Below are 18,673 nucleotides of genomic sequence, written 5' to 3'. Positions count from 1 at the left end.
TTGATAGGTATTGTAATGATAGATCTTTCTCGACTTCATTCGCTGGTTGAACAATTACAACATCAAGCAGCAGAAACAGATCGTATTCGTGGTGAAGCATCGCGTCCATTATTTGATCAACAATTATTTCGTTACCGCAGTAAGTTGCTTGCACCTTGTGTTGCAGAAATTGCTCAAGAATTAGCAATACTTCAAAAAGAACAACAAACGGGAAAGTTATTACCAGAACGAACGCAACATGTCTGTGAAAAGTTAGTTGCCCAAATCCATGCTGTACAACGTGAATTTGCCACGCAACACATTCGTAAAAATGAGCCTAAACAGGCAATACGTAAGCAACGTTCAATCAATCAACTATACCAAGATTTGAATCAGCATCGTGATTGGGAGCGCCGTTTAAAATCGATGCTTCGCGATAAAGAGTCATTAGTTAATCGTTGCGGTTCTCAATTTGAACAACAACAATTACAAAAAGAAGTTCTAGCATTAGAAGGACGGATCAATCGTTGCCAAGCCGCATTAATCAAGCTTGAAGATGAAATTAACCGCCGTGAAAGAAAAGGCTAATCGCCATGATATAGTTTGAACACACGACACTTAAATAACACTAAACCAGAGATTGATTGATGAGTAACACCCCTGCATCACCTTTAGAGAATGCCCCCGCTGAAATTAAACTAGCGGTTGATCTTATTTGCCTATTAGAAGATAACGCGATTGATCCGCATACAGTATTATTAGCATTAGATATTGTGCGTCGTGATTTTGAAAAAAAACTGCAACCACAATCGGCATAGTTATAACAACTAGCCATAAAAAAAGGCTGAATTAATCAGCCCTTTAAAATAGTGGTATTTCTTAAAAATAAATTAGTTAATGCCTGCACGCTTTAATAGACCAGCCATCAATGCTGAGCTTGATTTCACTTGCTTTGATTTGTTTTTCAAATCTTTAGCCAGTGCTGCATCATTAATGTCATTAGCAATAAAGATCATTGATTGATACATATCACGTGGCGTTTTGATACGCTCTTTATCATTCAATGGCTTCAGCAAGGTCACTACATCAGAGCCTTTCTTTTTATTTTCAGTTGTATAGCGCAAAATAGAATCAAGTAAGCGATCCATATCAACCATAAATTCAGAGTTTTCAGTACCCTGCTTTTTCATTTCTTTAAGGTTTTTCTTACGAACCTGATTAATAACAAATGCTGGTTGATTTATTTTACGGTAAGCGAAGATACCCGCTAGCACCAATAACGCTACACTACCTGCTGCAACATAACCCCAGATAGAACCTGAAGATTCAGCAACAGGCTGAGCGACAGCGGCAACGTTTGCAACAGACTCTGGTACATCAGACATATTTGTAACCTTTTACTTTAAGAATTCGGAATGCGGTGAGACCTTACCACCTACTCGATAAACTGCTATATCTTTTATCAAAAATTAGTTCAAATAGGCGACAGAGCTCAAATCTATGCTCATTCTGCCGTTTTCACCAACAAAAATAAAGCACCGTTTGGTTGATTTGCAACCAACCAATGGTAACTGTTTGTCTAACAATGTAAAAACCTTGATTCAATTCAAAGTTTATTTTCTGGTAAAGCACAAACCAGCTAGCAGTTATACAAATTAATCAGTTGTCAGAGCCCTATTTCACGAACTCGTGTCAGTGCCAATACATCGACTTTAAACAATCGTACTAATGCTTAAAGTCTAGTTGGTTTTAGCTACAATGACAGTATCGAGCTTTCTACCACTAATAACGGCTAACAACACCAAACCGCGGCTATAATCAACCGCAGTGGCAACTCTGTTTTAATCGATATTAGAGATCGTGACTGAAGTCTTAGTTCGTTTTAGTTTTTGCACCATCAAGTATACACTTGGCACCACAAATAATGGATCAACAATACCTAACGCCATTCCAGCAATAATAATGATCCCTAACGATCCCATAGCATTAGCACCAGGCCCCGTTTCGCATAATAACGGTAACGTCCCTAAAATCATTGTCAATGAGGTCATTAATATTGGTCTTAAACGGGTTTTAGTCGCTTCTAAAATAGCCTCTCGCGGTGAAAATCCTTGTGCCTGTAATTCATTGGCAAATTCAGTAATTAATATGCCGTGTTTACAAATCAAACCAATTAAAGTGACTAACCCTATTTGTGAATACACATTTAAGCTGTAGTCACTGCTATATAATGCCCACAACGCGACTGATAACGTAATGGGTAATGACAACATCACCACCAGTGCATCAACCATGCTCTCAAATTGTGCACTTAACACCATATAAATAAATACCAACGCAGCCACAAACACGAACAGCATTTGTTGATTAGAATCTAAATATTGTTTGGCACTATCAACATAGTTATAACGCGCATTAGCAGGCAACACCTTAGGCAATAATTGATTTAAAGCGTTAATCCCCTCTCCCATGCTGACACCATCTGCTAATCGAATCGATAATGAAGCTGATGTAGCGCGATCATATTGTTCAAGTGAGCGCGGCCCGAGTTGATTTTTTATCGAAATAAGCTCAGATAACGGCACTAATGTACCTTTCTTATTACTGATCATCAGTTGTTTTATCGCATCAGGCGTTAAGGTATAGGCAGAGTCCAATTGTAAATGTAGTGGATAATTAGTCCCTTGGTAGCTCATATCATTACTGAATGATTTACCACTCATGGCTAATTTCAATACTTGCTGAATATTATGCAGTGGGACGCCATATTGCGACGCTAACACGCGATTAATATCAATGCTAAATTGATTTTGATCGAACTTTAATGCGCTTCTTGCATGATCAAACAACGGTGATTGCTGAATCTTATGTGTGACCTCACGCATTTCTTGCGCCAATGTTTGCTCATTAACATTGCTGCTGACATTTATATCAATACCATTACTGTTACCGCGGCGACCACCGCCGGTTTCAATCGCAGGAATGACGCCAGTAAAGACAATATTACCGCCAACTTTTAAGCGAGTATTGATCATTTCACTGATTTTCAGCGCGGATAACTTACGCTGTTCCCAAGGTTTTAAAGTCACAAAGCCACGAATAAAATCACTGCTCGCTAGAATAGCCACATGCGCAATATCAGGGATCTGGCGTAACTGCTGATTCATATTATCAATCATTTTTTGTTCGCTAGTGTCATCACTACTACCTACTAACGGTTGAAATAAAAATATTTGTCCTGAATCTTCCGTCGGCAACATTTCTGAAGGGGTTTGCATAAATGGCCAATAGCTACTGGCTAAAATCACCACCATCACCACTAGCGTTGTTTTACGGTAATCAATGGTCGCAGCTAATAGCCGTTGATAAGCATGAGCCAGTTGAGTCAATTGATCGTTGATCCATATTTCAAACCGAGCCGGCGGTTGATGATTCATCATTTTACTGCACATCATCGGTGATAAGGTTAATGCCACTACCCCAGAGATAATCACCGTACCCGCTAAGGTAAATGCAAATTGTTGAAATAACTGTCCTGTAATACCATCGACTAACCCGACCGGAATATACACGGCAGCCAATGTCAGTGTGGTTGCAATAATTGCAAATCCAATTTGACGACACGCAATTACAGTCGCTTTACGCACTGATGAATGATACCGCAGTTGACGATGCACGTTCTCAACCACCACTATCGCATCATCAACCACTAGCCCAACAGCTAATAACATTGCTAATAACGTTAATGAATTAATGCTAAACCCGGCCAGTTTAAGAATAATAAACGAGCACGATAAACACACTGGAATGGTCACGATTGGAATTAGCGCAATGCGTAAATTACCTAAAAACAACCAAATCACTCCAGCCACCAGCAATACTGCTAATCCAATCGCAACATAAACATCGTTAAGTGAGGTAATAATAAAAGTTGATTTATCCAATAATACTGTGGCTTTCATACCACTAGGCAACGTGGTCGAATTCAACAATTGATGTACTTGTTGTGACAATATCAATGGATTAGCTGTGGCGGTATATTGTGGATTAAGTACAAATAACATCGCACTTTGCTTAGAAAAATCCACCATCGGCTTTAATTCCAACTGGCTACTTGGCGTACCAATTTCCACCGTCGCAACTTGGGATAACCGTACTGGCTGCTGTTGATACATCGCCACAATGGTATTTTTAATATCATTAAGATTGGATATCGCTCCGGTCGATACCAATTGATATTGACTTTGAGACCCCGATGTTTGGCCACTTAGCGCCGTTATACTGTCAACATCGGCGATTTTGTTGATCACGTTATTTAAGGTTAACCCGTAATGCTGCACTTTATCTGGATTTAGCGTGATCAGCACAGATTGGCCAGAACTAGGCGCAACACTTACCGATCCAGCTGCAGGTAGCTGTTCTAACTGCGGCAGCAATGTATCAATACCATATTGATGAAATTCATATTCTGCTTGATGCGGCCCAGGAGTTAAGCCAATCAACATTGCAGGCATGCCCTGATCATCCGATTTAGACACTCGTGGCGAAATATCATCCGGTAACTGGCTTTCTATATTACCGATATCATTATGGATCTCGCTTACCAAGGTATCAATTTCTCGGTCATCAACGCTGGCAGCAACGTCAATAATAATATTGCCTCGTCCTTGGCGCGCCGTTGCCGATAAATGACTGATCCCTTCCGTACCAGCAATGGCATTTTGAATCGGGATCAACACTTCAGTCATCATATTTTGTGCAGCAAGCGCACTATCATGGACTGAGACTTGAATTTTAGATTGGCTAATTTGTGGTGTATAACGCCATGGTAGTTTTTGACAAAACAGTAACCCAATAAATACAGGAATCAGCCACAACACAGTACATAGCACTGGACGACGTAGGCAAAGCTCAGTTAACTTCATGCTTTACCTGCTTTTGAATGTGGTTGTGAAGACGATAGTGGTTGAGACTGTTTAGGATCAACAATTTCGACCTTTTGATCCGTCCGTAAATAGTTTTGTCCATTAACAACCAGTTGTTCTCCTGCTGTTAAACCCGAAACTATTTGTACATAACCATCGTAATATTCACCGACTTTAACATCCCGTAAACGCGCTTTATTATCCACCACGATAAATGCCTGTGCGCCTTGAATATTAGTCATTAACGCAGATGTTGGAATCGTCACTTGATGAGGTAATAGCTGTGTTTTTTGAACAACCTTGATGTTTTGCCCAGGAGAGAATGGCGCATCAGGCGGTAACTGCGCTTTTAATGTCACCAGTCCCGTCACCGTATTAGGCGCAATATAGTCTACCGTAGCTGTAACCTTAGTCGCAGGATCTAATTCCGATTGCACCAATACTTGCTGGCCTAATTTATATTCTGGCCGTTGTTGTGCCGGTAATTGATATTCTACCGTGAGTTGATGGGGAGAATATAAAGTAGCGATGCTATTACCGACGGTGACCACATCACCAACATGGAAATCAGTTTGGCTGATCACGCCATCAAACGGCGCTTTTATGGTCAGTTCGGTTAATAAGGTTTTATCTTGCGCTAACTGGGCTAATGCCTGTTTATAACTACTTTCACTGTCATCATAACTACTACGAGAAATAACGCCTTTAGCACTTAATTGCGTTTGGCGTTGCCAGGTAGATTTTGCTGCCGCCAATAATGCCTGGTCATGGGCCACTTTTGCTGTGGCTACACGGGGATCTAACTGCACTAATCGTTGTCCTTTGACAACTGTCTGCCCTTCAGTGAACAAAATGGCAGTTATTTTATTGGTTTGCAGGCTTTTTAAAGTCACAATATTATGGCTATTAATCACGCCATAGCCTGTTACTTGCTTAACCAATGTACGTGCGTTAATGGTTTGGGTTTCAACTTGTGCAGCAGCTGCAATAGCTTTGTGAGCGGCTATATTAGAACCACTATCACAACCTGTAATAACGGATGTTAAGGTAGTAATCACCACCATTGAAATGACTGTTCGTTTTATCATGATCTACTTCCTAGAACATTAAACAACATGCGCTAGGACCAACCAGCACCATATATACCTATAAGACATACAATACTAGCAAAGCTATTTTTTCGAATATACGGCTATCACTCACCTTTACGCTGTTTTACATTTATGTTGCCCACAAACTTTGCAGCACGATAATTACTAATAATATTAAGCTAATAGATTGCCACAATAACAAAGGATTACGTTCAATTAATGGCTGTTGCATCATTGTGGGTAATGGTGCAGGTGTGGTTAATGCTATGACTAATTCAGAAAGCGCTTGATAACGATATTGAGCATACGGATGACAACTTTTCTTGAGGCTCACATCTAACCATAATGGTAAATCTGCACGATAATGGTTAAGCGCGGTATAGTTCATCTTAATGGCGATAGGCACGTTACTATGAGGCGTTAGACGTGGATAAGGCAATGAGCCTGTTAGCATTTCATAGATAACAACAGCAAGTGAAAACTGCTCACTTAACAATGATGGTTTGCCTCCTGCATGACACTCAGGGGCAAGATAATTTAAATCTCCTCGAGGGTTATCGTGAGTCTGTGCTATGTCTAATTCTTGATAACCATTGATCCACGCGCTGCCAAAATCAATCAGAGTCACCCTTAAATCAAGGCCTAATATAATATTTTCAGGCTTGATATCAGCATGATAAATACCTTGTCGTTGTAAGGTTCGTATCACTGCCACGATTTCAGCAACAATCACTCGCACCGTTGCCAATGGAGGGTTGGGATTATCTATCATCCATTGCCGTAGCGTAGAGCCTTCAATAAATTCACACACATGATATAGAAACGCTGATTGGGCATTATGATTAAATATTGTCATTATTCCATCAAACTGACATTGTTGCCCTAACCAGCCTTCACGCACAAAACAATCAAGGTATTGGAGGTCATCAACCATATTAGGCGAGGGTATTTTCAATACATAATAATTGTTATCATCATTCGACTTGGCCAAGTAAATATGGCTTCTACAGCCAGCATCAAGAATACGGCAAATAACAAATTGATCGATTCGTTGCCCAACATTAAGTGCAGCAGGAATGGTTTTATGACGACACGCTGTTAAAATTTCATCAGTAGCAAGCAAAGGCAATGCTGCAATCTCCAGTACCACACAACTGGCATTATCTGGTGATCCTTGTTGCTGAGCTGCAGTGACTAACTGACGCGCTTGCTGCTCTAAACACTGTTGCTGTAAGTCAGATAACAACGGCTCAATAGACATAGTTGCTGCAATTGATTGTTCAATATTATCGACATCATGCACACCGTCAGTGGTCATCACGAGCTTATCACCGACATTTAACGCAATGGTTTGATAATCCACTTGTAGGTGAGAATCCATTCCTAGTGCACGAGTAAGGTAATGTTGACCATCATGATAGCTGCGACGGTGATCTTGGGTTAAACAGCTGCAATCATTATCACGCCATAAATACACTCGGCAATCACCAATATGAAAGATATGCGCGGTATTGGATTTAATGATCACCACTGACAATGAACTCACAGCCGCATCTTGTGGTAAACCGCCTTGCTGAGCATCATTAAATAGCCATGAATTAAGCGTATTTAATATCGAAGAAGCAGCTTGCTTGACCGATAATGTGGTGGCGGTTGCTAAATAATCTTCAATAAAATGAATCACACTCAATTGACTGGCGATATAACTTCGATGACTACAACTGACACCATCGGCAATACATGCCACCACCCCTTTATGTTGTAACTCTAGCGCTTTTGAGGGTGATAGTACTGCAAAAGCATCCTGATTTTTTTGCTTTTTTCCTGCATCAGAATAGCCACCATAACCCACCGTCAAATTAGTTACCGTCATGATATTCCTTATTGAATTGCTCTGTTATGCCACTAACTAACATCAATTAAGGTTACGCTGCCATCATCATTGATCTCAGCCATTGTGCCTGATGGCTCTTGCAACGCCAATAACGCCACAAAACCTAAAATAGCGGTTAACGCAATAATGACAAAAAAAGTACTGTATTCAACCACCGATAAAATAGTCAGATAACACACCGCACCAACATTACCGTACGCCCCTGTCATGCCTGCAATTTGACCTGTCATGCGGCGTTTAATTAATGGCACCACAGCAAACACAGCCCCTTCTCCTGACTGAACAAAGAACGAACATATCATTGCTGCTAATACCGCACTCCATAGTGGCCAACTGGCGTTAATATTAGCCATCAACAAATATCCGATAGCCAAGCCTGCAGTTAAAATCAGTAAAGTTGATTTACGGCCAAATCTATCCGACAACCAGCCGCCACCAGGGCGAGAGACCAAATTCATAAACGCATAGGAAGATGCAACCACACCCGCCATCACAGGGGTTAAGGTAAAGATATCCGCAAAAAATAATGGCAGCATCGATACCACTGCTAACTCCGAACCAAAGGTAGTAAAATACAGCACATTAAGCACCGCAACTTGCCGAAAAGAATAGCGGTGGATAGCTGGCACAGGTTTGATTAACATTTGCTGATTAGCTCGCCACAGTTGTTTAATATCAAATAAATACAACCCAACTAAGGCGATATAAATACCATAGCTAATATCAGTACTTAACATACCAATCGCTGGCGATGACAGCTTCCACACCAATAACCCCATTGCGGCATACATGGGTATTTTCATGATAGTTAATAGCCATAAATCACCACGCGATGTCACTTCCATGGCACCAACATGATGGGATTTATAATAGGTTGCACCTTTGGGAGTATCCGTCACCGTCCAATAAAATATCACCCCAAAAATAACGCTTAACCCGCCAGTTACCGCCATCGCATAACGCCAACCATCATCACCACCGAACCATAATGCTAACGTCGGTAATGTAAATGCCGCCGCAGCAGAGCCAAAATTGCCCCAGCCACCATAAATACCTTCTGCAGTGCCTAATTCATGATGGGGAAACCATTCCGACACTAATCGAATCCCAATCACAAACCCTGCGCCTATAAAACCGAGCGCAAAACGGGCAATGGCGGCTTGCATAAACGTGGTTGAAAAAGCAAATACAAAACAAGGGATCGCACACAGTACTAATAACAAACTGTACACAAGCCGTGGGCCATATCTATCAGTAAGCATGCCAACCACGACTCGCGCTGGAATAGTTAATGCGACATTTAATATTAATAAGGTTTTTATCTGCTCTGTGGTTAACCCTAACGAGGTTTTTACGGCTTGCAACAAGGGAGCGAAATTAAACCACACCATAAATGTGATAAAAAAAGCCAGCCAACTTATATGAAGTATTTTCATCTTTCCGTGAAAAGAGAACAAATTAAACTTATGATAATTCGACATTATTGATCCCTATTTACCCAGTAAAGAAACGACCAATTGCACCTGAACATTACCGTTATAACGGCGCACAGGGTATGTCGGTACTAAGGTTTCAGCTCGCTCGACACATTGACCACTTTCAAGACAAAAATGCTGTTTATATAATGGTGACGCCACCACTACTGTACCGTTTAATGAGCCAACAATACCCCGTGACAGCACATTTGCTTTACCGATAGGATCGTAATTATTGATCGCATAGAGACTATTATTATGACCACATAGAAACAGCGCTATCTGATGCCCATTCACCAACGCACAAACTCCCGCATCAAGGAATAAATCATTTTCATTACACACAGTAATCCATTGATTAATCATTATTTATCCTTATTCAGTAATATTAACAATTGCAATCGAATCTGCGCTTTTAGGCCATGTCATTGGCGTACGTTGCTGACGAACAGTGTGATAAGCTAACCCCAAATCAGGTTGACGACTATTAATGAAATGTTGAAACCGACGCAGTTCTTGTGGTGACTCAAGGGTGGTTTTCCATTCACATTGATAATTACTCAAACTGGTTGCCATCTCTTGCTCCAGTTCAGCATTAATCGTTAACGCATCATCAATCACCACTTGGCGTAAATAATCAATGCCACCGTCAAGGTTTTCTAACCAGACAGAGGTGCGTTGCAACCTATCGGCGGTACGAATATAAAACATCAAAATTCGGTCGATATATCGAATCAAAGTATCGCTATCAATGTTTGAGGCAAACAGATCCCCATGACGTGGACGCATGCCGCCATTACCCGCAACATATAAATTCCAGCCATTCTCAGTAGCAATTACGCCAATATCTTTTGATTGCGCTTCTGCACACTCACGAGTACAGCCAGAAACAGCAAACTTAAGCTTATGCGGCGAACGTAAGCCCTTGTAACGATTTTCAAGATCGATCGCAAACGCCATGCTATCTGCCATGCCATAACGACACCATGTTGATCCGACACAAGATTTTACGGTTCGTACCGATTTACCATAGGCGTGTCCAGTTTCAAAACCCGCATCCACCAGTAACTGCCATATTTGAGGCAATTGATGTAACTGGGCGCCAAATAAATCAATTCGCTGACCACCGGTTATTTTGGTATAAAGTTTAAATTGCTGTGCGACTTGGCCTAATATAATTAATTTTTCAGGGGTAATTTCACCTGCAGGAATACGCGGCACAACCGAATAAGTACCGTCTTTTTGCATATTGCCAAGGTAAATATCATTAGTATCTTGCAGGCCGACATGCTGTGGCTCCAAAATATAATCATTCCAAAATGAAGCTAAAATTGAACTAACAGCAGGCTTACAAATATCACAACCTAATCCTGATCCATATTCAGTTAATAGAGCACTAAAGGTTTTAATTTTCTTAACTCGAATAATGTCGGCTAACTGCTGGCGGCTATAGCTAAAATGCTCACATAAATGGTGATTCACTTGATGGCCTAACGCTGCTAATTCGGTTTGCATAATTTGTTTAGCAAAACTAGCACAGCCGCCGCAGCCGGTACTGGCCTTAGTAATCGTTTTAAGCTCAGCCATATCGCTACAACCATTAGCAACCGCTTGACGAATATGACCTTTCGTAACATCAAAACATGAGCATACTTGCGCCTCATCACCAAGGAGATCATCACTCGCTGTCAGTTGAGAACTCGCTGCTAACGCCTTCGGCATTAATAATAACGACGGTGGAGTGGGTAATGGCTGCTGATTGAGTGTTAATTGTAATAACTGCGAATACTGTTCAACATTACCAACTAATACTGCTCCAAGTAATTTATCACCTTGCTTGGAAACAATGATCCGTTGGTAACTCTGCTCAATATCATGAGATAACGTAAACACTTGAGCGGCATCAACATCATGATGAACGTCGCCGATACTGGCGACATCAACTCCTAACAATTTCAATTTGGTGCTCATATCTGCACCCGTAAATGCCGCCTCAATACCACATACCGTCGACGCTGCCACCCGTGCCATTTTATAGCCCGGCGCCACCAACCCAAAAATACGGTTATTCCATAACGCACACTCACCAACGGCATAAATATCAGCATCACTGGTTTGGCATTGATCATTAATCACAACCCCACCACACTCACCTACTGTCAGCCCCGCTTGTTTTGCTAGCGTGTCTTGCGGGCGAATACCTGCTGAGAAAACCACCATATCTGTTTCTAATTCGGTGTCATCGGCAAAAATAAGTTTATAGCGGCAACGATCGCCAGTGACGATTTTCTCGGTTGCTTTACTGGTATGGACATGTACGCCTAATGCTTCAATTTTTTGCCGTAATACCGCACCGCCGCCTTCATCCAACTGCACCGCCATTAACTGCGATGCAAACTCAACCACATGAGTTTCCAAAGCCATATTTTGCAGCGCATTTGCCGCTTCGAGTCCAAGTAAACCACCACCAATCACCACCCCAACTCGACTGCTGTTACCTGATGCCGCAATGGCCTTTAAATCATTAATGGTGCGATAGACATGACAATGTTGACCATCATTACCCGTAATCGGTGGTACAAAGGGGTATGATCCAGTTGCCAAAATCAACTGATCATAATCAATCTTTTTCCCCTGCGCGGTAACAACGTATTTATGCTCTCGATTAATGGCTGTTACTTGTTGATTAACATGGTAACCAACCCCTGCTTGTTGATAATCAACTTCATCGACAAGGGCTAAATCTGCCGCCGTTTTACCGCTGAAATAATGACTCAGTTGCACTCGATCATAAGCTAAACGATCTTCTTCAGAGAAAGTCACCAATCTGATGTCATTAGTACTATCAAGGGCTAATACCTGCTCAATAAAATGATGCCCAACCATGCCATTACCAACAATAACCACTTGCTTTTTATTCATGTTACTCTCCCTGTTTTTATGCCAACTTGCGATGTTTATTCATCGACATCAGCGCATCCATTTGAGGTTGATACCACGCTAAGCTGTCACTTAAACTCACCACCTCACCAATAATAATTAATGCTGGAGAGCAAATTTGATGACGGTTAACTTGTTCGGTTAGAGTCGCTAATGTGGCGCTAATGAGTCGCTGTTCAGCAGTGCAGCCTTTTTCTATTATTGCAGCAGGTGTTGCCGCTTTTAATCCTGCTCGTGCGAGTTGCTGACAGATCAGATCAACTTTGGATAATCCCATATAAAACACTAAGGTATGGTTGAGCTTGGCTAATGCTTGCCATTGAATATCAAGATCTTTTTCGGCGTGGACCGTGACTAACGTGCATCCTTGAGACACACCACGATGAGTTAACGGAATTCCTGCATAAGCGCTGCAACCACTCGCAGCTGTAATACCCGGTACAACATCAACCTTGATACTATGCTGGCGTAAATAATGTATTTCTTCACCACCGCGACCAAACACAAACGCATCGCCACCTTTAAGGCGACACACATGTTTTCCTTGTTGGGCTAAGCGCACTAACAACTGATTAATTCCAGCCTGAGTCATGCTTTGTTGGGCTTTGGCTTTTCCGACACATAAGGTTTGGCAGTAAGCTGGAATCAACGCCATAATAGCTGCACTGACTAAACGGTCGTAAACCACCACATCTGCTTGCTCAAGGGTTTTTAAGGCTTTTAATGTTAATAAATCAGGATCCCCAGGCCCAGCACCAACTAACGTCACTGTTCCTGATTGAGACTGGTTATTCGCCGATTGTATTACCTGACACCATTGAATCTCAGCGTCATTAGTCACTAACGAATATTGTTGCGGCTGCAATGGTTTCATTGTTCACCTCTTATTTTAAAATCATCATTACTTTTATTTTTTATTTCATGTTGTTATTTGATACTGTTATTTATTCAGCAATGTTAATGCCAGCCTGTATTTAAAAAACAAATAAAACCATCAAGCACCTGAATTAAAAAAGTAAATATTAATTAATTACCAACAAAGAAAAACTTATTTAAGATATATTAAAAACAATAAACACCGTTATGGTGCAGGATTAATCTACTGTTGCACCAAAATGATTAATAATAAATATTAACCAACCATAATAGCGCTAAAACAAATTAATAAACAAAAAAAACAATAACAAATAAAATCAAATACTTAATTAATAAAAAACGAACACGTAAAATATTTAATGGCTATTGGTACATATGTTGCCTGTATTTATTAATGACCATCTATTATGGCTACATTAATAAAAGGAGCCGTCATCAATGAATAAGAAAAGCTCATGGAAAAAATCAACCTGTGCTTATTGTGGTGTTGGTTGTGGAATAAAGTCACGGTTTAATCATGATGGTCAACTAGAAATAAAAGGTGACGAACAACACCCTGCTAATAAAGGTAAACTGTGTGCAAAAGCATTAACGTTATCAGAAACACTCACCACAAATAATCGTATGCTAACGCCACAAATATTAAATAAACCTGTTAGCTGGAACCAAGCTTTAAATGAAACAGCAAATCAGCTTCAGAATATTATTGATAACTATGGTCCTGATGCGGTTGCGTTTTATGTTTCCGGACAATTACTCACCGAAGATTATTATGTAATTAATAAACTAGCAAAAGGCTTTATTGGCACAGCGAATATTGATACCAATTCACGGTTGTGCATGTCATCAGCTGTCGCAGGCCATCAACGAGCATTTGGTGAAGATTGTGTTGCTGGCTGTTACGATGATTTAGAAGCTGCTGAAGTAGTGATTTTAACAGGATCAAACCTTGCGTGGTGTCATCCCGTACTTTTTCAACGCCTTAAACAAGCACAGCAACAGCATAATACTAAAATTGTGGTAATTGATCCGCGTCATACCGCCAGTTGTGAAATTGCTGATTTACACCTTTCAATTACCCCTGGCAGTGATGTGGCGCTATTTAATGGTTTGCTCAGTTACTTACATCGCAATGACTATGTTGATCAACACTATATCGATATCCATACCAACAATATTACGGCCGCATTAGTGACAGCAACCGCTATAGATCAACAACAGGTAAGCCAATTAACCGGCATTAATGAGCAGCAACTGCACAGTTTCTATCAGCTGTTTGCCACCCATGCACGCACTGTGACGCTATATTCTCAAGGCGTAAATCAATCGGTATCAGGCACAGATAAAGTCAATGCGATCATCAACTGTCATTTAGCGACAGGAAGAATTGGTAAACTCGGCGCGAGCGCTTTTTCTATTACAGGTCAACCTAATGCGATGGGCGGACGTGAGGTTGGTGGCTTAGCAACCACCTTAGCGGCACACCTTAGTTTTGATCAACACGATCATTGGCAATTACTGAGTGATTTTTGGCAAACCGATAAACTGGTGACTAAGCCGGGGCTTAAAGCAGTTGATATGTTTGATGCGATTGCCAATGGATCAATAAAAGCAGTATGGATCATCGCTACTAATCCCGCCGCAAGTTTACCTAACAGCAATAAGATCAATCAGGCATTAGCTCAATGTCCGTGTGTGATCGTCTCAGATTGTGTCGATAATAACGATACGCTACGCCATGCTACAATCAAACTTCCAGCTCAAGGTTGGAGTGAGAAATCAGGCACTGTCACCAATTCTGAGCGTTGTATTTCCCGTCAACGACGTTTAGTTCCAACTCAAGGCGAAGCTAAACCCGATTGGTGGATAATCACTCAAGTCGCACAAAGAATGGGATTTGAACGCCAGTTTAATTACATCAATGAAGCTCAAATCTTTGCCGAACATGTTGCATTAACAGCAACCAATAATCACCCAACTCAAAGCCCACGTTTACTTAACCTTAGCGGATTAAGCAACTTAACTGCTAACGATTATGACCATTTATTGCCTCAGCAATGGCCAATTAACAGCGATGGCATTAGCCACCAGCGATTATTTAGTGACGGTATTTTTCCCACTCAAGATGGACGAGCGTGTTTTATTGCAACCCCTTATCGTCCAGTGATAACTCAAGCTTCAGCGGTTTATCCCTTATTACTCAATACCGGCAGAATTCGAGATCAATGGCATACCATGACACGCACAGGACTTGCGGCTTCGCTGGCTGATCATATTCAACAACCATTAATATCAATACACCCAACAGATGCCAATCACTACCAAGTTATAGATAATCAATTAGTAACGGTAACCAGCCACTACGGCGAAGCTATTTTTCGAGTGCGGATTACCACCGCTGTTAAACCCCAGCAGGTATTTATCGCCATTCATTGGACTCAACATACGTCATCTGCAGGCAGTGTTTGCGCGCTCATTGGTGAACAACGCGATCCGATTTCAGGACAGCCACAATATAAAGCGACCGCTGTTCAACTATCACCACTCACCTATACTACCGATGCTATCTTAACGACCACCACCACAATTGCATTGACTGAGCTGAGTGCATCAACAGCACTCTATTGGGTATGTAAAAAAGTAGCAGCAGGTTATCAATATTTTATCAGCTCAAATCTGACCTCAAGCGCTTTAGAGAAAATATTAATGGCCCACTTCATGCACTCGACGCAACACGACTTACGAGCCATTACTCACAATAGCCGTCGTGCTGTGATATTTAACAATAATCGCTGCCTAGCTTCAGTGGTTATTCATCCCCATAATAGCCACTATTACAACACCATATCGGCAAATATTATTGGCAATGACGTTAACGATATTAACGTCCATAAATTCCTTAACGGTGAAGATAAGCTTAGTGCCTCTGACATTGTTTGTGTGTGTAAACAAATAACTAAACAACAACTTATTGATACGATCACCAATCATAAAATACAGGATCTATCGACGTTAAGCCGTATTACAACCGCAGGTACTGGCTGTGGTGGTTGTTGCCATGAAATAAACACCTTGCTCAACACCACCGGCGCGAATTAGTTAACCACTACATGTGATACTTTATTTGGCGATGTTTTATTTGATATTGCGTAATGTATCCACTTTCGTTTGAATTAACTGCTTTATTAATTCAGATAACCACATAATACGCGGATGGTGACTATCACGCTGTAAAGTCACCATATCGATATTAAAATCGGGAATATCGATCGGTGGCGTGCACAGAGTTAAACTGTCATCAATCAGATCAGAACGCCCCACCATTTCAGCCATCACCGCCACCATTTTTCTGCCGACTAACATCCGTCTAACGGTTAAAAAACGGGTTGTACCTAAAACCACATTGCGTTTTAATCCTGAATCCGCCAAGGTTTTATCCACTTGAGTGGTTAAGCATTCATTAGCGGTCACAATGATTTGAGGAGTATTTAAATAGGTTGATAGATCAATCGGGATTTGAGTTTGCATCACACTATTATCAAAAGTACACAGGTGCTTCTCACGGTATAAAAAAGTCGTTAATACATGATCGGGTAAATCATTAAATACTCCAATACAGACATCCGTGTTGTGTGCAGTTAATAAATTAACGCAATTTTCACTATCAACAGGTTTAAAAATCACTTTGGCATGTGGTGCTAGCTGCTGCAATGTATCAAAGATATCAGGGCCAAATATTTGCTCGGCGTAATCACTGACACCAATAATAAACTTCCCTTCATAGCCTTGCGGCTCAAACACTGCTGACGGCAAAATATCTTGACTGAAAATAGCGAGAATCATCGCTACTTTAGGCGCTACTTCTTGGGCTCTGGTTGTCGGTGACATTTGATTACCCACCCGCTCAAACAACGGATCTTGTAATAACTCTCGTAGTCGTTTCAGATTATAGCTGGTTGCAGGTTGGCCTAAATGCAGCTTTTTCGACGCAGCTGATACACTTTTAAAGTGATATAGCGCATCAAATGTCAGTAATAAATTGAGATCTACGCCGCGCCAATTAATTTCTTTCATCGTGATTTAAGTCGCCAAAGGTTATCGAATTCACTAATAGTAATTATAAAAACGTTCAATTTAAATGATAACTATAAAACAAATATACTGCTCGCTATTCCCAAGACTGTTTTATGTCATCTCGCGGCAATAAGATCACTGACTGAGGTTGCTCGGTTGTGGGATAAGCTTTGGTTTAATAAATTGGACTTACAACATGACTGCAATAACGAATACCGACTCAATGTGGCATAATCGAAATTATATACGCCTGCTTGCTGCACAAATTACCTCTCTTATCGGTACCGGTGTCAGCTCAGTTTGCCTTGCTTTGCTTGCCTATAATTTGGCAGGGAATAATGCCGGACTGGTGTTAAGCATTGCGTTTGCCATTAAAATGGTGGCTTATATTGGCCTAGCACCTATCTTTGGCGCTATTGCTCACCGCTTACCCAAACAACCAACCCTGATTATATTAGACATTGCACGTGCACTGATGTTTTTATGCCTGCCGTTTGTAACCCATGTATGGCAAGTTTATGGATTAATGTTTGCGATCAATGCTTGTTCAGCTGGGTTTTCGCCGCTGTTCCAATCAATATTACCCACAGTACTACCCAATAAGCATCAATACGCTACGGCACTTTCTTTAAGTCGAATGGCGTATGATTTAGAGCAGATAATCAGTCCCATCTTAGTTGCGCTACTGCTAACGGTTATTCAATTTAAACTGTTATTCACCCTTGATGCTGCCACTTTTATTATTTCTGCAGGACTAATTTTATGCTGTAGTTTGCCTAAGCGTACACCTGCCATTGCAACAAAAATCACTTTAAATAGCTTAACTCAAGGCATCAGCAACTATTTAGGTAAACCATCACTTAAAGCATTATGGTTTGCTTATTTAGCCGCAGCCAGTGCCTCAGCAATGGTATTGGTTAACACTGTGGTTTATGTACATGACATTCTCCAAGGCAACCAAACTCAAACAGCGTTAGCATTAATGGTGACAGGTTTAGGTTCGATGATTGTCGCGCTGCGATTACCTAAATTACTGGATAAATATACTCCGCAACATTTTCATTGGTTAGGATTAACCATTATTTGTGGCACTTTTTTAATCGGAGCACTGACTCCTGGCTGGATAGGCTTTAGCTGTGTCTGTTTTGCCATGGGGATGGGAATGTCGTTTATTCAAACGTCGGCAGGGCTGATTATTACCAAAGCTTGCGATAGCAACAATGAAGATACTGGACCGTATTTTGCTGCCCATTTTTCATTAACCCATTTTTGGTGGTTAATTACCTATTTAGTGGCGGGAATGAGCGTTAAGTTCTTGGGATTAAGCTACGGCTATATGATCATGGGAGGATTAGCGGTTATAAGCTTTATTATTTATGCACGATTAAATCATAGCACTACATCATAACAATAATGCCA

13 protein-coding genes are annotated in these 18,673 nt (G+C 41.0%); 4 read left to right on the top strand and 9 right to left on the bottom strand.

What is annotated here, in order from left to right; all coding sequences use genetic code 11:
- Positions 1-15: 15 nt before the first annotated feature.
- Together PAND9192_RS01030 and rsmS are read left to right on the top strand one after the other, a co-directional pair.
- On the top strand, positions 16-567 hold the full coding sequence (locus PAND9192_RS01030; RefSeq protein ID WP_087819366.1) for a primosomal replication protein: 552 nt from the start codon (positions 16-18) through the stop codon (positions 565-567).
- A gap of 59 nt (positions 568-626) precedes the next feature.
- Positions 627-797: a pleiotropic regulatory protein RsmS gene (gene rsmS, locus PAND9192_RS01025; RefSeq protein ID WP_087852189.1), complete on the top strand. Its 171-nt coding sequence runs from the start codon at positions 627-629 to the stop codon at positions 795-797.
- Between the two features lie 72 nt (positions 798-869).
- Here rsmS and PAND9192_RS01020 read toward each other — a convergent pair whose 3' ends face one another.
- The 8 genes from PAND9192_RS01020 to cobA all read right to left on the bottom strand — a co-directional run bounded on the left by PAND9192_RS01020 (position 870) and on the right by cobA (position 13,178).
- Positions 870-1,364, bottom strand: coding sequence for a hypothetical protein (locus PAND9192_RS01020; RefSeq protein ID WP_060997014.1), 495 nt, complete (start codon positions 1,362-1,364; stop codon positions 870-872).
- 456 nt (positions 1,365-1,820) lie between these two features.
- Entirely contained in the window at positions 1,821-4,904 is a 3,084-nt protein-coding gene (locus PAND9192_RS01015) for an efflux RND transporter permease subunit (protein WP_087852188.1), read from the bottom strand.
- Positions 4,901-5,992, bottom strand: coding sequence for an efflux RND transporter periplasmic adaptor subunit (locus tag PAND9192_RS01010; RefSeq protein ID WP_234998879.1), 1,092 nt, complete (start codon positions 5,990-5,992; stop codon positions 4,901-4,903). Before PAND9192_RS01010 ends, PAND9192_RS01015 begins: the two co-directional genes overlap by 4 nt.
- Before the next feature lie 133 nt (positions 5,993-6,125).
- A complete protein-coding gene (locus PAND9192_RS01005; protein WP_087852187.1) occupies positions 6,126-7,868 on the bottom strand; it encodes a bifunctional protein-serine/threonine kinase/phosphatase in 1,743 nt (580 codons plus the stop codon).
- Positions 7,869-7,900: 32 nt separating this feature from the next.
- On the bottom strand, positions 7,901-9,370 hold the full coding sequence (locus tag PAND9192_RS01000) for a NarK family nitrate/nitrite MFS transporter (RefSeq protein ID WP_087852186.1): 1,470 nt from the start codon (positions 9,368-9,370) through the stop codon (positions 7,901-7,903).
- A gap of 9 nt (positions 9,371-9,379) precedes the next feature.
- Positions 9,380-9,727 carry a nitrite reductase small subunit NirD gene (nirD, locus tag PAND9192_RS00995; RefSeq protein WP_087852871.1) on the bottom strand — a complete coding sequence of 116 codons (348 nt, stop codon included), beginning with the start codon at positions 9,725-9,727 and terminating at the stop codon, positions 9,380-9,382.
- Positions 9,728-9,739: 12 nt separating this feature from the next.
- Complete coding sequence (nirB, locus tag PAND9192_RS00990) at positions 9,740-12,286, bottom strand: nitrite reductase large subunit NirB (protein ID WP_087852185.1); 2,547 nt, start codon at positions 12,284-12,286, stop codon at positions 9,740-9,742.
- A 16-nt stretch (positions 12,287-12,302) separates the two neighbouring features.
- Positions 12,303-13,178 carry a uroporphyrinogen-III C-methyltransferase gene (gene cobA / locus PAND9192_RS00985; RefSeq protein WP_087852183.1) on the bottom strand — a complete coding sequence of 292 codons (876 nt, stop codon included), beginning with the start codon at positions 13,176-13,178 and terminating at the stop codon, positions 12,303-12,305.
- A 440-nt stretch (positions 13,179-13,618) separates the two neighbouring features.
- Here cobA and PAND9192_RS00980 point away from each other — a divergent pair, with 440 nt between their 5' ends.
- Positions 13,619-16,279 carry a nitrate reductase gene (locus PAND9192_RS00980; protein WP_087852181.1) on the top strand — a complete coding sequence of 887 codons (2,661 nt, stop codon included), beginning with the start codon at positions 13,619-13,621 and terminating at the stop codon, positions 16,277-16,279.
- 36 nt (positions 16,280-16,315) lie between these two features.
- Here the strand turns inward: PAND9192_RS00980 and PAND9192_RS00975 are convergent, their stop codons facing one another.
- Positions 16,316-17,254 carry a LysR substrate-binding domain-containing protein gene (locus tag PAND9192_RS00975; protein WP_087852180.1) on the bottom strand — a complete coding sequence of 313 codons (939 nt, stop codon included), beginning with the start codon at positions 17,252-17,254 and terminating at the stop codon, positions 16,316-16,318.
- 196 nt (positions 17,255-17,450) lie between these two features.
- Between PAND9192_RS00975 and PAND9192_RS00970 the strand changes: the two genes are divergently transcribed.
- Entirely contained in the window at positions 17,451-18,662 is a 1,212-nt protein-coding gene (locus tag PAND9192_RS00970; RefSeq protein WP_234998877.1) for an MFS transporter, read from the top strand.
- The last annotated feature ends 11 nt before the right edge of the window (positions 18,663-18,673 follow it).

The sequence above is a fragment of the Photobacterium andalusiense genome, assembly GCF_900185625.1.
GTDB lineage: Bacteria > Pseudomonadota > Gammaproteobacteria > Enterobacterales > Vibrionaceae > Photobacterium > Photobacterium aquimaris.
The sequence above is the reverse complement of the archived record's forward strand: the minus strand, read 5'-3'. Positions and strand labels throughout refer to the sequence as shown.